Here is a 12906-nt window from a genome sequence, read left to right as displayed (position 1 = left end):
ACTCTCAGCACTTTTTTCAACCTGATGACGCCGATATGCACGCCAGCTGGACTTATCGCCTGCGCTTTTTCAAAAAACATCTGCTGATGTTTTTGATAGCCTTTGGCTGGCTGTTGATCCAGAGTCAGGTTGCTGTTGCCTCTCACGATTGTTCTATCGACCTTCGGGGTAACGTCGCGGCAATTCAGCATATGGATATGATGGCTAAACCTGGCCCTGTTCATACCGCTGATGTTTCGCCGCTGTGTGAAAAACACTGTGTGCCCGATCAGGCACCAAAAGATCCTGCTCATCCTCAACTGGTGGCGCTACCTGCCACTATGCCCCTTACCCTGAACACGCCGGAATGTACGGATGTAAGCCCGTCTGCGTGGTCAATCACCCCTCCCGCTGTGGGGCCACCGGCAACCATTCGTTTTTGCCGGTTCAGAGAATAAAAACCTGTTAATTCGTTGATTTTATTTTAATTTACGTTTAACAGGAGCTTTATCATGCGTGCTTTATTTCTTTCCGCGCTGCTTGGCGCGTCCGTCTCTTTTTCTTCTTTTGCCGTCCAGGCGAATGAGGTAACCACTCCGACTGCACAACGCTGGCAAGGCCATGGCGTTGTCCAGGCGTTTTCCGCCCAGTCTGTCACTCTCGAACATGACGCCATTCCTGAACTGAAATGGCCTGCCATGACGATGCCATTTACCTTGTCATCCGGTGCCGTGCTCAATGGTGCGAAACCCGGCGATCGGGTGACGTTCATCCTTGAACGTTCAGGTGACGGGTTTCAGATCGTCTCGCTGACACCACAGCGCTAAGCGAGGACTTCATGAAACAACACACACTGGGCCTATGGCTCGGTGGGGTGATGTTCGGGTTACTCAGCTCAGCCGTACAGGCAGAGCCGTGGACGCTCGACCAAACCCTGACCGAAGCGCAACGCTATTCCGCGGAGCTATCTGCCAGCCGTAATGAAGCACAGGCGCTGGATGCGATGGCGGATTCCGCGACCCAACTACCCGACCCCAAACTGAAGTTTGGTATTGAAAACGTGCCAGTACAGGGGAACAACGACAGGCGTCTGACGCGTGAAGGCATGACCATGCAAAAAATTGGCATCATGCAGAGCTATGTCAGTTCAGAAAAACGCGAACGTAAAGCGCAAACCTTCCAGGCGCAGGCGCGAGGCGTGCTGGCAAAAGGGGAGGCTATCCGCGCGGCACTTCAGCGTGATACCGCTCAGGCCTGGCTCGAACTGGCGTTAACGCAGCAGGCGCTGAAAAAAGCGAAAGCGCTGGTCAGCGAAACCGGGCGTCAGCGCGGTGTGCAAAAGGCAAGCGTAGGGGCGGGCAGTTCTACGCCAGACAGCGTACTGGCGCTGCAAATGACCCTGAGCGCAATGCGCGATAAAGAGACGCTTGCTCAGCGCGATGTGCAACTGGCACAAAGCCGCCTGTTTCAGCTGACGGGGCAATCAATCACCGATGTGAGCGGGCCTTTGCCACGTTACCAGCGGCTCCCCGCCGATGAAAAAACGCTGGAAGAGGGGATAGTCCAACACCCGGAAGTGGAAGCCGCCCGACGGGAGGCCGACACCGCGAAAGCCCGTTCTGCACAATCGGCCATCGCCGCCATACCTGACGTGGATGTTGAGGTGTTCTACGCCCATCGTGCTGAAGGGTATGACGATATGGCAGGGGTCATGTTCAGCGTTGATTTACCGATCTTCCAGTCCAAAAGGCAGGACAAAGATTATGCCGCTGATGTCTCCCGGTCGATGCAGGCGGTAGACCAACTCACGCTGATTAAACGTGAGCATATCGCGCAGGTGCAGTCGCTGGTGGCGCAGTATCAGGCGGCGCAAACCTTATGGCAGCGCCAGAGCGAGGAGATCCTCCCGTTACAGCGCCAACGGCTGGAGGTGATGACGGCGCAATATCGTTCGGGGCAGTCAGAACTGCCTGCATTACTGGAGGCGCGCCGAAGCGTACTGGATACGGAGCTCGCGGCGAATCAGGCGGAGCGCGAGATGGCGCGGAACTGGGCGGCGATCCAATGGCTGATCCCACAGGAGCTGGCAAAATGAAAACAACGACCTTATCCGCAGTTGCGATTGCGGTGTTAGTGGCGGCCGGGGGCGGGTATTTTGTGGGGCAAAAGCAGTCTCATCAACCTGTGGCGCAGTCGCAGCCCACTGAGCGTAAAGTGCTTTACTGGTACGATCCCATGATGCCCGGACAGCGTTTTGATAAGCCCGGGAAATCACCCTTTATGGATATGCAGTTGGTGCCGCGCTATGCCGATGAAGAAAAGGCTGCGTCCGGTGTTGGGATCAGTGCGCAGCAGCAACAAAACCTGGGCATGAAGACAACGAAAGCGCAGCTACATCAGCTGAATGTCCCATTCTCCGCTTTTGCCACGGTATCAACGGATGAGCGGGGGGTGACCGTGGTTTCGGCGCCCGCCAACGGCGTGGTGAAACAGTTGTATGTCAACGCCCCACAGCAGCAGGTGAAAGCCAATGAAGCGCTGGCGCAGCTCTGGATCCCACAATGGACTACCGCACAACAGGAGTATCTGGCCGTCCGTCAGCTTGGTGACGCCGGGTTGACACGCGCCGCACGTGAGCGACTGGCGCTGCAATTTATGCCGGAGGAGGTGATCCGGGCGCTGGAACGAAGCGGAAAACCGCAAACCACGCTGACACTTCGGGCGGCGAAAGCAGGATATGTCGTTAAGCTGGATGTGCGCGAGGGTGCGCAGATTACGGCAACGGCCCCGCTGTTCGAAATCGCCAGTCTTGACCCGGTGTGGCTGGTTATTGACTACCCGCAAACGCAGGCGCAATCCCTGAGCGTAGGCACTGAAGTGGTTGCCACGACACAGAGCTGGCCGGGCGAGCAATTCCACGGCACGGTCAGTGAGCTACTCCCGCAGATGGAAACCACCACGCGCACCCTGAAAGCACGCATCGTGCTGAACAACGCCGGGCAGAAATTAAAACCCGGAATGTATCTCAGCGTATCGCGCGCCCAGGCAGCACAACGTCCGCCAGCCCTTGCCGTACCTGAAGAAGCGGTCATCAACAGCGGGGAATCTACACGTCTGCTGCTGGCTACCGGGGACGGTTATTTCCGCCCGGTCAATGTCAAAACAGGGTTGACTGCCCAGGGCTGGACGGAGATCACATCGGGCCTGAAAGCGGGGGATGAAGTTGTCACCTCTGGTCAGTTCCTGATTGATTCAGAAGCGAATCTGCGCAGCGTGATGCCGGAGGTGACCCAATGATTGCTGCGGTGATTCGTGCCTCCTTACGTAACCGTCTGCTGGTGATCCTGGCTGCGCTGATCATGGCCGGGTGGGGCTGGTGGGCAGTGCAACGCGCGCCGCTGGATGCGCTTCCCGATCTCTCTGATGTGCAGGTTATCGTCAAAGCGAGCTATCCCGGCAAAGCGCCGCAGGTGATAGAGGATCAGGTCACCTGGCCGCTGACCACCTCGATGCTCTCTGTGCCTGGGGCTAAAACGGTGCGCGGCTTTTCCATGTTTGGTGATGCCTATGTCTACGTGCTGTTTGAAGATGGCACGGATTTGTACTGGGCTCGCTCCCGTGTACTGGAGTATTTAAGCCAGGTGCAGTCGCAATTTCCGGCGGGGGTTAAAGTCTCGCTGGGGCCAGACGCCACCGGGGTTGGCTGGATTTACGAGTACGCTCTTGTCGATCGCAGTGGAAAACACAGTCTGGCAGACCTGCGAGCTATCCAGGACTGGACGCTGAAGTTTGAACTTAAAACCGTACCGAACGTGTCGGAAGTCGCCAGCATTGGCGGGATGGTGCGCCAGTACCAGATTGTCGCTGATCCTGCCAGGATGCGCGCGCTGAACATTACGCACAGCCAGCTCTCCAGCGCGGTGCAGGCTGCGAACAAAGAGGGTGGCGGCGCATTGCTGGAAATGGGAGAGGCCGAATATATGGTGCGAACCACCGGCTATTTGCGGTCGCTGGATGATTTTCGCAACGTGGTGATCACCAGCCGGGACGGTGTGCCTGTCCTGTTAAAAGACGTTGCGACCATTGGATTTGGCCCGGAGATCCGCCGGGGTGTGGCGGAACTGAATGGTGAGGGTGAGGTTGCCGGGGGCGTGGTCGTGATGCGCTATGGGCAGAATGCGCTGGACACCATTCACGCGGTGAAAGCAAAGCTCAGTGAATTGCAGAAAACGTTGCCAGAGGGTGTGGAAATTGTACCGGTCTATGACCGCTCAACCCTGATTGAAGAGTCGGTTAAGACGCTGACGCATAAGCTGCTTGAAGAGTTTGCGGTCGTGGTGGTGGTTTGTGCGCTGTTTTTATTCCATTTCCGCTCGGCGCTGGTGGCTATTGTCTCTTTGCCGCTGGGGATCCTGGGGGCATTCGTGGTGATGCACTATCAGGGGATCAACGCGAACATCATGTCGCTTGGCGGGATCGCCATTGCTATCGGGGCGATGGTCGATGCCGCGATTGTCATGATTGAAAACATGCATAAAGTGCTGGAGCAATGGCGACATGATAACCCGGATAAAACACCGTCGTCCGGGGATTACTGGCACCTTGCGGAGCGTGCCGCCGTGGAAGTTGGTCCGGCGCTGTTTTGTAGTCTGCTTATCATCACCTTGTCGTTCATTCCGGTGTTTTCGCTTGAGGCGCAGGAGGGGCGAATGTTTTCCCCGTTGGCGTTTACCAAAACCTGGTCAATGGCGGTGGCGGCAGGGCTTGGCATTACCCTGGTGCCGGTGCTGATGGGCTATTTTATTCGCGGCAAGATCCCTGACGAAAAAGCCAACCCCATCAACCGGGTACTGATTCGCCTGTATGAACCTTTGCTGGATAAGGTGCTCTCGTTTCCGAAAACCACACTGATGCTGGCGTTTGCGCTTTTAGTGGCGACCCTCTGGCCGCTAAGCCGGCTGGGAAGTGAGTTTATGCCGCCTCTGGATGAAGGGGATTTGCTGTACATGCCATCCACGTTACCGGGGATTTCCGCCCGGGAAGCATCGCGGTTATTGCAGCAAACAGACCGGTTGATTAAAAGCGTGCCGGAAGTGGAAAGCGTATTTGGTAAGGCCGGAAGGGCGGAATCGGCAACCGATCCGGCACCGCTCACCATGCTGGAAACGACCATCCACTTTAAACCCCGCGCTCAGTGGCGCCACGGAATGACAACGCAAAAACTGGTAGAGGAGCTGGACAAAACGGTGTCCGTACCCGGAATTGCTAACGTGTGGGTGCCGCCTATCCGTAACCGGCTGGATATGCTGGCCACCGGGATAAAAAGCCCGGTAGGCATAAAGGTGAACGGCAATAATATCGTGGATATCGAGCGGGTCGCCCAGCAGATTGAACAGGTGGTGAAGCAGGTGCCTGGCGTCACCTCGGCCCTGGCGGAACGTCTGGCTGGCGGGCGCTATGTGGATATTCGTATCGACAGGCAAAAGGCTGCGCGATATGGCGTGTCCGTCGATGAGCTGCAAAGTATGGTCTCTACGTTAGTGGGGGGCGATAACATTGGAGAAGTCATTCAGGGACGTGAACGTTATCCCATCAACCTGCGTTATCCACGCGACCTTCGCGATAATGTGGATAAACTGCGCGTCTTACCCGTGATTGCCGCGAACGGCAGCCAGATTGCGCTTGGCGAGTTGGCGGATATTGTGGTGACGGAAGGACCGCCAATGTTAAAAAGCGAAAATGCGCGGCTGTCTAACTGGATTTATGTCGATTTGCGCGGGCGTGATCTGAAGTCAGCGGTAGATGAAATGCAAAAGCGGGTGGCGGAGCAGGTCGTTTTACCGCAGGGGGTGTCGCTCTCCTGGTCCGGGCAATTCGAATATCTTGAACGGGCAACGGCAAAGCTAAAAATAGTCCTGCCAGTTACCCTCATGATTATATTTATACTGCTCTGGCTAACCTTTAAACGCGTGTCAGATGTCCTGATAATAATGGGGACATTACCTTTTGCACTTATTGGGGGAGTGTGGTTGCTGTGGCTGCTTGAATATAATCTGTCGGTGGCGGGGGCGGTAGGATTTATAGCACTTTCCGGTGTCGCGGCGGAATTCGGGGTAATAATGGTCCTCTATTTAAATCATGCGCTGGATAAGTATCGTCTGCGGGAGCCTGACGGCGGGAGTGCGATGGTTATGCGGGCTATCCATGAAGGTGCGGTGCTTCGTGTCCGCCCGAAAGTGATGACCGTTGCCACCATCATGGCGGGGTTGCTACCCATTATGTGGGGGGGCGGCAGCGGTTCGGAGGTGATGCAACGCATCGCTGCGCCTATGATAGGTGGGATGGTAACTGCGCCGTTGCTGTCAATGCTGGTTATTCCTGCACTCTATAAGTTGTTACATCGACGTTAAATATGCATCCTGTATGCGCTTATTCAGGCATACAGGATAATGTAACTTCGGAATATTCCCAGTATAAGTGGCATTAATTAGGAATAACGCTGATATCGTTAAGTCACCATTCAACTATTCTATGGTAAACTTTGCCCCGAATACTAAGAATGGTAATTGCATTGTGATCGTACGAAATAATTTTTCCTTGATTTTATTGTTTATTTTTGGGTTGTTAACATTTTCTTCTGGTGCCATGGCAGAAGAAAGCGCGACGGATAAGGGTTGGTTCTCAACTTTTACGGATAACGTCGCACAAACCTGGAAGGAGCCAGAGCACTATGATCTTTATATTCCGACCATAACGTGGCACGCACGTTTTGCGTATGACAAAGAAAAAACAGACAAATACAACGAACGTCCGTGGGGGGCAGGTTTTGGCCAGTCGCGCTGGGACGAAAAAGGGAACTGGCACGGCATCTACCTGATGGCCTTTAAAGATTCCTTTAACAAGTGGGAACCGATTGGCGGCTACGGTTGGGAGAAAACCTGGCGACCGTTAGCAGACGATAACTTCCACGTGGGTCTGGGCTACACCGCAGGGGTCACTGCGCGCGATAACTGGAATTACATCCCTATTCCGGTGATCTTGCCGCTGGCGTCCATTGGTTACGGTCCTGCAACGTTCCAGATGACGTATATTCCAGGAACTTATAACAACGGTAACGTTTACTTCGCGTGGATGCGTTTTCAGTTTTAACTGAAAAAACTTTACGTGCTGGTGAATAAACGTACTGTCTTTGAATCATAAAGGATAAAAATCCTTCAGTGAAAATTAACGCGACTTTTGTCACTTTTTATCAAAGAACCGCTGGACAAAACGTCCCACAATTGTTGTACTGATACCCGACACAGCATTTGTGTCGTTTTTTAATGTAAAGGTAATTTTGATGTCTAAGATTAAAGGTAACGTTAAGTGGTTTAATGAGTCCAAAGGATTCGGTTTCATTACTCCAGAAGATGGCAGCAAAGACGTGTTCGTACACTTCTCTGCAATCCAGACTAATGGTTTCAAAACCCTGGCTGAAGGTCAGCGCGTTGAGTTTGAAATCACTAACGGTGCCAAAGGCCCTTCTGCTGCTAACGTAATCGCTCTGTAATTCAGACGCGTCAGCAAGAATTTCAAAACCCGCTCTCTGAGCGGGTTTTTTTTCGTTTTGAATCAGCCAAGAAAATAGATTTTCAGGAAGCTGGCGATGATCAGCACGCTCAGCAACACCATTCCTGCGCTCATCAAACTGTCTTTCATTCCGTCACCCTCGTTCAGTATTGCAACCAGAGTGACAGAGAAAAGTTAAGCCAACATTAACGCTCCCGACGTTATTGCGGGCTGGCTGAGGAAAATAACCAAAATGCGATAGCCGTCATCGCAAACGAACCCAGCATGTTGATTGCAATGTTCGTCAATGCCCAGGTGAATCGGCCTTCCTGGAACAGGAACACCACCTCGGCAGAGAAAGTAGAGAATGTTGTCAGACCGCCACAGAAACCGGTGGTGATCAAAACCTTCCACACCGGGTCGATATGCGTCATTCGGTTGAACCAGGCGAGCCCCATACCAATGATAAATGCACCAATCAGGTTAGCAGCAAGCGTACCCATGGGGATCGCCTGATGCATGGGATTAAACCGCATACTTAAGAACCATCGCGCAACGCTCCCTGTACCACCACCAATAAAAACGGCTAAAAGTAGTTGTAACACGCTAAATACCTGCTATTTGATGTGTAAGAGCATCAAGTTTAACGCTGATTATGAGTAGGGGACAAATATGTATGTTGCGGTTGGGCAGTTTGCGGTAACGCCACGCTGGGAAGAGAATGCGCAAAAATGCGTGGCCCTGATGGCTCAGGCTCAGCAAAAGGGGGCGTTGTTGCTGGTGCTCCCTGAAGCGCTGCTGGCACGTGATGATAACGACCCAGATATGTCAGTGAAATCAGCTCAGCCGCTGGATGGCGGCTTTTTGCGGCTGTTGCTTCAGGAAAGTGCGGGTAATCAACTGACCACAGTTCTGACAATCCATGTTCCGTCTTCGCCGGGAAGGGCAGTGAACACCCTTGTGGCGATCCGTGAAGGTGCGATTATCGCGAGCTACGCTAAATTACATCTCTACGATGCGTTCAGCATTCAGGAGTCACGCCTGGTTGACCCTGGAGATATCATTCCGCCATTGATTAACATCGACGGCATGAACATCGGATTGATGACCTGCTACGATGTTCGCTTTCCTGAGATGGCGATGAGCCTCGCCCTTAAAGGGGCTGATGTGCTGGTATTGCCTGCGGCGTGGGTAAAAGGCCCGCTTAAAGAGCACCACTGGGCGACGCTGCTTGCCGCCCGTGCGCTCGATACCACCTGTTATATTGTGGCTGCCGGGGAGTGCGGGAATAAGAATATTGGCCAGAGCCGGGTTGTTGATCCGCTGGGGGTGACGGTCGCTGCAGCTGCGGAAGCACCGACGTTGCTGATGGCCGAGATATTTTCAGCCAGAATTTCTCTTGCGCGCCAGCAGTTACCCGTTCTGCAAAATCGTCGGTTTGCGCCACCGCAATTATTCTGATGTTTTTTTCAACAATGCTTGATTCACCTTGTTACAGATTGCTATTGTGTGCGCGCGTCAAATGACCGTTAATAAGATCAGGTTTTTGGCGCTGAATGCAGCCTGTTTTATGTAAAGAAGGTATCTATGGGTGAGATTAGTATTACCAAACTGCTGGTGGTTGCCGCACTGGTCGTCCTGCTGTTTGGTACCAAGAAGTTACGCACACTGGGCGGTGACCTGGGGGCAGCAATTAAAGGCTTCAAAAAAGCGATGAATGACGATGATGCGGCTGCGAAGAAAAGCGCCGAGGATGACGTCCCTGCTGAGAAGCTTTCTCACAAAGAGTAATAGCAATGCCTGAGGGCTTGCGAAAAAAAACCGGCTCAATGGCCGGTTTTTTTATGACGTAACTGTAAATAAATATTTCTATTTTATTTAACTTCTTCGCCTTTCGCCTGCATATCAGCATGGTATGACGAGCGAACAAACGGGCCACAGGCTGCATGGGTAAAGCCCATTGCCATTGCTTCGGCTTTCATTTCATCGAACTCATCCGGGCTAACATAGCGCTGTACCGGCAGGTGATGGCGGCTAGGCTGCAAATACTGGCCCAGCGTCAGCATGGTTACGCCATGACGACGCAGATCGCGCATCACTTCAATGATCTCGGCATTGGTTTCACCGAGGCCAACCATCAGGCCTGATTTGGTCGGGATATGCGGGTGCGCTTCTTTAAAACGCTCCAGCAGTTTCAGGGACCAGTTGTAATCTGCACCAGGGCGAACCTGACGGTAGATACGCGGTACGTTTTCCAGGTTGTGGTTGAACACATCCGGCGGTGTTGCGGTCAGGATATCCAGCGCACGATCCATGCGTCCACGGAAGTCCGGTACCAGCGTTTCGATTTTAATGTTTGGACTTTTCTCACGGATAGCAGTGATACAGTCAGCAAAGTGCTGAGCACCGCCATCACGCAGATCGTCACGGTCAACAGAGGTAATCACCACATAGCGCAGTGCCATGTCGGCAATCGTCTGAGCCAGTTTTTGCGGTTCGTTAGCGTCAGGCGCAACAGGGCGGCCATGCGCTACGTCGCAGAACGGACAGCGGCGGGTACAAATTGCACCCAGAATCATAAAGGTCGCTGTGCCGTGATTGAAACATTCAGCAAGGTTGGGGCAAGAGGCTTCTTCACACACAGAGTGAAGGCCATTTTTACGCATCGCCGCTTTGATCCCCTGGATACGCGAAGAGTCAGCCGGAAGTTTGATTTTCATCCATTCCGGTTTTCTTAACAGCGCTTCGCGCTCTGTAGCCACGTTTTTAACCGGGATAAGGGCCATTTTATCGGCATCGCGGTATTTAACACCGCGTTCCATCACAATGGGTTTACTCATAGCGTGCGTGTTCCAGTTGCGAATATCGAAGGAAAGCGTTTCAATTCAAGGGAATGTTGTATTTATCAACTATTTTTGAACGAACGACAGGCAGTATATCATTGAAACGGTCGATAAAGCAGCCTGCCAGGTCGCCAAATTGTAAAATAGTTGTTGTTTTGTGCCTTTTGCCCCGCACCCGGCAGGGGCTTGTTCTGAATGAGCCTGTCAGAAGGCCTGGCGGATGACGTTGATGACGTTTTCGAGTACCGGATCGCGCAGGCTGAGTTTGTTGTAATGCAGGGAAATTTCAACAGATTCAGTGTTCAGCTGCGGTAAGGGGATACTCTCCAGTGGCCAGCATTTACACAGTAAGGAGTACAGCCGGGCGGGCATAACGCAAAGCATGTCGCTGCTGCTAATCAGGGATGCCATCGTAAACATATTGTAACTGCTGAAGCTCACCTGACGTTCCGGGAAAAGCTCGTCTAAGCGCTGACGAAGAACGTTCATGCTTTGCCCTTCGGTCATGAACGATGAATGCTCGTAGCCACGTAAGTTTTCCAGCGTCAGTGGTTGACTGAGTGCCGGGTGATGCTGTCGACATACCAGCGTCAGGCTATCAGCATAGAGAACGTTCTGCCCTAATGCTCTGGCGTTAAAATTATTGCTGTCGATTATCAGGTCGGTCTGAAACTGCGCGAGCTGAATTTCAGGCTCACTGACGGGAACATTACGTAGCAGCAGTTGTGGAGCGTGTTGTTTCACCGCCTGATAGATGATGGGCAGAACCAGAACGCCAACAGAAGGCGATGTACCAATGGTAATCGTTCTTTGCTTGTCATAGCTTCCCGTCAGGTCCAGCGCGCCCAGAATCGATTCCAGCCCCTGGCTGATGTACTCGTGCAGGTGAGTCGCATAGGCCGTAGGCGTCACGCCCTGGCCTTTACGTATAAATAAGGGATCGGGAAATATAGCGCGCAATTTCTGAATGGACTGGCTAATTGCAGAGGGCGTGAGATTAAGAATTTTCGCAGCGTTAACGATACCCTTGTGGACATAAACTGCCTCAAAAATAGTCAGCAAATTGAGATCAATATTACGTAATGTCCGAAAAATTTGCGGTTTATCTTCACTACCGGGTTCATTCAGGCGTTTGGCTGGTAAATTATTATACTCCACGCTTTCACTCCGTATTCATTCACAATATGAATGATAGTTGAAATTATTTATTATGCCTGTAGAGATTCGTAAAGTGTTTTGTAGGTGTCACTTGTTTATCAAAAACAAACAGTTGTGTGATTGTCACGCAAGCTACCTGAGCCTCTCAATCATCTCAGGTAGTGGGCTAAATAATTTATAGCGCTAATATGCGGGTGCGTTCAGGCGCTTCGAAAATATAGAATCTGCGGATTATTGTAAAGCGTAAAAGCGGTAAATAAGTGATGGCTCGTCAAATAATCAAGCCATCATGTATGATATATTAAGCAGGGATATATTCGTGGGGCGGATTGTTAAGTAGCGCTAACAAGTTGTTCAACAGCACCGGTCGAATAATATCAGGTGTGGCTGTTTCGACCCACTGGCGCATTTGCGTCATTTCCATTCCGGCATATCCACACGGGTTGATACGTAAGAACGGCGCGAGATCCATATTAATATTTAACGCCAGCCCGTGAAACGAACAGCCCTTACGAATACGCAGACCCAGCGAACAGATCTTCATTTCTCCAACGTACACGCCTGGCGCATCGGCCCGGGGATGGGCATCAATACCGTATTCCGCCAGTGTGTTCACCACGGTTTGTTCCAGCAGAGTGACCAGTTCACGAACGCCAAGTTTTCTGCGTTTCAGGTTCAGAAGAACATACATCACCTGCTGACCCGGACCGTGATAGGTGACTTGCCCACCGCGATCGCTCTGAATGACTGGAATATCACCGGTCGTCAGCAGATGTTCTGCTTTGCCAGCTTGCCCCTGAGTAAACACCGGAAGATGTTCAACCAGCCAGATTTCGTCAGGTGTCGTTTCATCGCGGGAATCGGTGAAGTCATGCATGGCCTGGGAGACAGGCTCGTAAGGTTGCAGCCCGAGTTGGCGGACAAGAATTTTATCCTGGTACAAAACTGTGTCTCCGAAGACAGGGAGAAAAGATGAGGGGATTATACCACAGCGGGGAGAGGGGTTACCCGGCAAACCGGGTAACCGCAAAGGGACTACAGCACCATACGAACAATTTCGATATTGCCGAGCTCTTCGTACAGCGTCTCAACCTGCTCAATATGCGTGGCAGTGATGGTAATAGAAACCGAGTGGTAGTTGCCCTTGCTGCTTGGTTTTACTGACGGAGAGTAGTCGCCCGGCGCATGGCGCTGTACCACTTCAACCACCTGATCAACCAGCTCAGGCAACGCCTGCCCCATTACTTTGTAAGTAAATGAGGTAGGGAATTCAAGCAGTTCGTTAAGTTTGGTTTTCATGTCAGCTCCGGCGTAACGTCAAAAAATAATAACTCCCACATCAGGTGGGAGTTATCAGGATAGTTAGTATATGGGGATC

14 protein-coding genes are annotated in these 12906 nt (G+C 52.3%); 9 read left to right on the top strand and 5 right to left on the bottom strand.

What is annotated here, in order from left to right; translation table 11 throughout:
• The first annotated feature begins 35 nt into the window (after nucleotides 1–35).
• The 7 genes from ACS603_RS17135 to cspE all read left to right on the top strand — a co-directional run bounded on the left by ACS603_RS17135 (nucleotide 36) and on the right by cspE (nucleotide 7528).
• The gene (locus ACS603_RS17135) at nucleotides 36–437 is read left to right on the top strand and encodes a hypothetical protein (RefSeq protein WP_474944620.1); all 402 of its coding nucleotides are present in this window, start codon (nucleotides 36–38) and stop codon (nucleotides 435–437) included.
• Nucleotides 438–491: 54 nt separating this feature from the next.
• Nucleotides 492–806 carry a copper-binding protein gene (locus ACS603_RS17130; RefSeq protein WP_182060004.1) on the top strand — a complete coding sequence of 105 codons (315 nt, stop codon included), beginning with the start codon at nucleotides 492–494 and terminating at the stop codon, nucleotides 804–806.
• Between the two features lie 11 nt (nucleotides 807–817).
• On the top strand, nucleotides 818–2074 hold the full coding sequence (locus tag ACS603_RS17125) for a TolC family protein (protein ID WP_474944619.1): 1257 nt from the start codon (nucleotides 818–820) through the stop codon (nucleotides 2072–2074).
• A complete protein-coding gene (locus tag ACS603_RS17120; RefSeq protein WP_315688112.1) occupies nucleotides 2071–3276 on the top strand; it encodes an efflux RND transporter periplasmic adaptor subunit in 1206 nt (401 codons plus the stop codon). Before ACS603_RS17125 ends, ACS603_RS17120 begins: the two co-directional genes overlap by 4 nt.
• A complete protein-coding gene (locus ACS603_RS17115; RefSeq protein WP_474944618.1) occupies nucleotides 3273–6389 on the top strand; it encodes an efflux RND transporter permease subunit in 3117 nt (1038 codons plus the stop codon). Before ACS603_RS17120 ends, ACS603_RS17115 begins: the two co-directional genes overlap by 4 nt.
• 163 nt (nucleotides 6390–6552) lie before the next feature.
• Nucleotides 6553–7128, top strand: coding sequence for a lipid IV(A) palmitoyltransferase PagP (pagP, locus tag ACS603_RS17110; protein ID WP_395677960.1), 576 nt, complete (start codon nucleotides 6553–6555; stop codon nucleotides 7126–7128).
• A 190-nt stretch (nucleotides 7129–7318) separates the two neighbouring features.
• Nucleotides 7319–7528: a transcription antiterminator/RNA stability regulator CspE gene (gene cspE / locus ACS603_RS17105; protein ID WP_000034825.1), complete on the top strand. Its 210-nt coding sequence runs from the start codon at nucleotides 7319–7321 to the stop codon at nucleotides 7526–7528.
• 220 nt (nucleotides 7529–7748) lie between these two features.
• Here the strand turns inward: cspE and crcB are convergent, their stop codons facing one another.
• On the bottom strand, nucleotides 7749–8132 hold the full coding sequence (crcB, locus tag ACS603_RS17100) for a fluoride efflux transporter CrcB (protein ID WP_182060008.1): 384 nt from the start codon (nucleotides 8130–8132) through the stop codon (nucleotides 7749–7751).
• A 67-nt stretch (nucleotides 8133–8199) separates the two neighbouring features.
• On the opposite strand from crcB, the gene ACS603_RS17095 reads away from it, so the two are divergent.
• Nucleotides 8200–8988, top strand: coding sequence for a deaminated glutathione amidase (locus ACS603_RS17095; RefSeq protein ID WP_182060009.1), 789 nt, complete (start codon nucleotides 8200–8202; stop codon nucleotides 8986–8988).
• Between the two features lie 126 nt (nucleotides 8989–9114).
• Nucleotides 9115–9318, top strand: coding sequence for a twin-arginine translocase subunit TatE (gene tatE / locus ACS603_RS17090; RefSeq protein ID WP_014069320.1), 204 nt, complete (start codon nucleotides 9115–9117; stop codon nucleotides 9316–9318).
• An 83-nt stretch (nucleotides 9319–9401) separates the two neighbouring features.
• Here the strand turns inward: tatE and lipA are convergent, their stop codons facing one another.
• The 4 genes from lipA to ybeD all read right to left on the bottom strand — a co-directional run bounded on the left by lipA (nucleotide 9402) and on the right by ybeD (nucleotide 12827).
• Nucleotides 9402–10367, bottom strand: a complete 966-nt coding sequence (lipA, locus tag ACS603_RS17085; protein ID WP_006809637.1) for a lipoyl synthase — start codon at nucleotides 10365–10367, stop codon at nucleotides 9402–9404.
• A gap of 207 nt (nucleotides 10368–10574) precedes the next feature.
• Nucleotides 10575–11528 (bottom strand): YbeF family transcriptional regulator, encoded by a 954-nt coding sequence (locus ACS603_RS17080; RefSeq protein WP_182060010.1) that lies wholly within the window; start codon nucleotides 11526–11528, stop codon nucleotides 10575–10577.
• A 301-nt stretch (nucleotides 11529–11829) separates the two neighbouring features.
• Complete coding sequence (gene lipB / locus ACS603_RS17075) at nucleotides 11830–12471, bottom strand: lipoyl(octanoyl) transferase LipB (protein WP_182060011.1); 642 nt, start codon at nucleotides 12469–12471, stop codon at nucleotides 11830–11832.
• A gap of 92 nt (nucleotides 12472–12563) precedes the next feature.
• A complete protein-coding gene (gene ybeD / locus ACS603_RS17070) occupies nucleotides 12564–12827 on the bottom strand; it encodes a DUF493 family protein YbeD (protein WP_182060012.1) in 264 nt (87 codons plus the stop codon).
• Between the last annotated feature and the right edge of the window lie 79 nt (nucleotides 12828–12906).

The sequence above is a fragment of the Enterobacter sp. Li2LvB3 genome (assembly GCF_056156645.1).
The sequence above is the reverse complement of the archived record's forward strand: the minus strand, read 5'-3'. Positions and strand labels throughout refer to the sequence as shown.

Excerpts from the sequence above, each read along its gene's own strand:
- ACS603_RS17135 (WP_474944620.1), top strand. The coding sequence starts at position 36 with ATGCACGCCAGCTGGACTTATCGCCTGCGCTTTTTCAAAAAACATCTG.
- ACS603_RS17130 (WP_182060004.1), top strand. The coding sequence starts at position 492 with ATGCGTGCTTTATTTCTTTCCGCGCTGCTTGGCGCGTCCGTCTCTTTT.
- ACS603_RS17125 (WP_474944619.1), top strand. The coding sequence starts at position 818 with ATGAAACAACACACACTGGGCCTATGGCTCGGTGGGGTGATGTTCGGG.
- ACS603_RS17120 (WP_315688112.1), top strand. The coding sequence starts at position 2,071 with ATGAAAACAACGACCTTATCCGCAGTTGCGATTGCGGTGTTAGTGGCG.
- ACS603_RS17115 (WP_474944618.1), top strand. The coding sequence starts at position 3,273 with ATGATTGCTGCGGTGATTCGTGCCTCCTTACGTAACCGTCTGCTGGTG.
- cspE (WP_000034825.1), top strand. The coding sequence starts at position 7,319 with ATGTCTAAGATTAAAGGTAACGTTAAGTGGTTTAATGAGTCCAAAGGA.
- ACS603_RS17095 (WP_182060009.1), top strand. The coding sequence starts at position 8,200 with ATGTATGTTGCGGTTGGGCAGTTTGCGGTAACGCCACGCTGGGAAGAG.
- tatE (WP_014069320.1), top strand. The coding sequence starts at position 9,115 with ATGGGTGAGATTAGTATTACCAAACTGCTGGTGGTTGCCGCACTGGTC.
- lipA (WP_006809637.1), bottom strand. The coding sequence starts at position 10,367 with ATGAGTAAACCCATTGTGATGGAACGCGGTGTTAAATACCGCGATGCC.
- ybeD (WP_182060012.1), bottom strand. The coding sequence starts at position 12,827 with ATGAAAACCAAACTTAACGAACTGCTTGAATTCCCTACCTCATTTACT.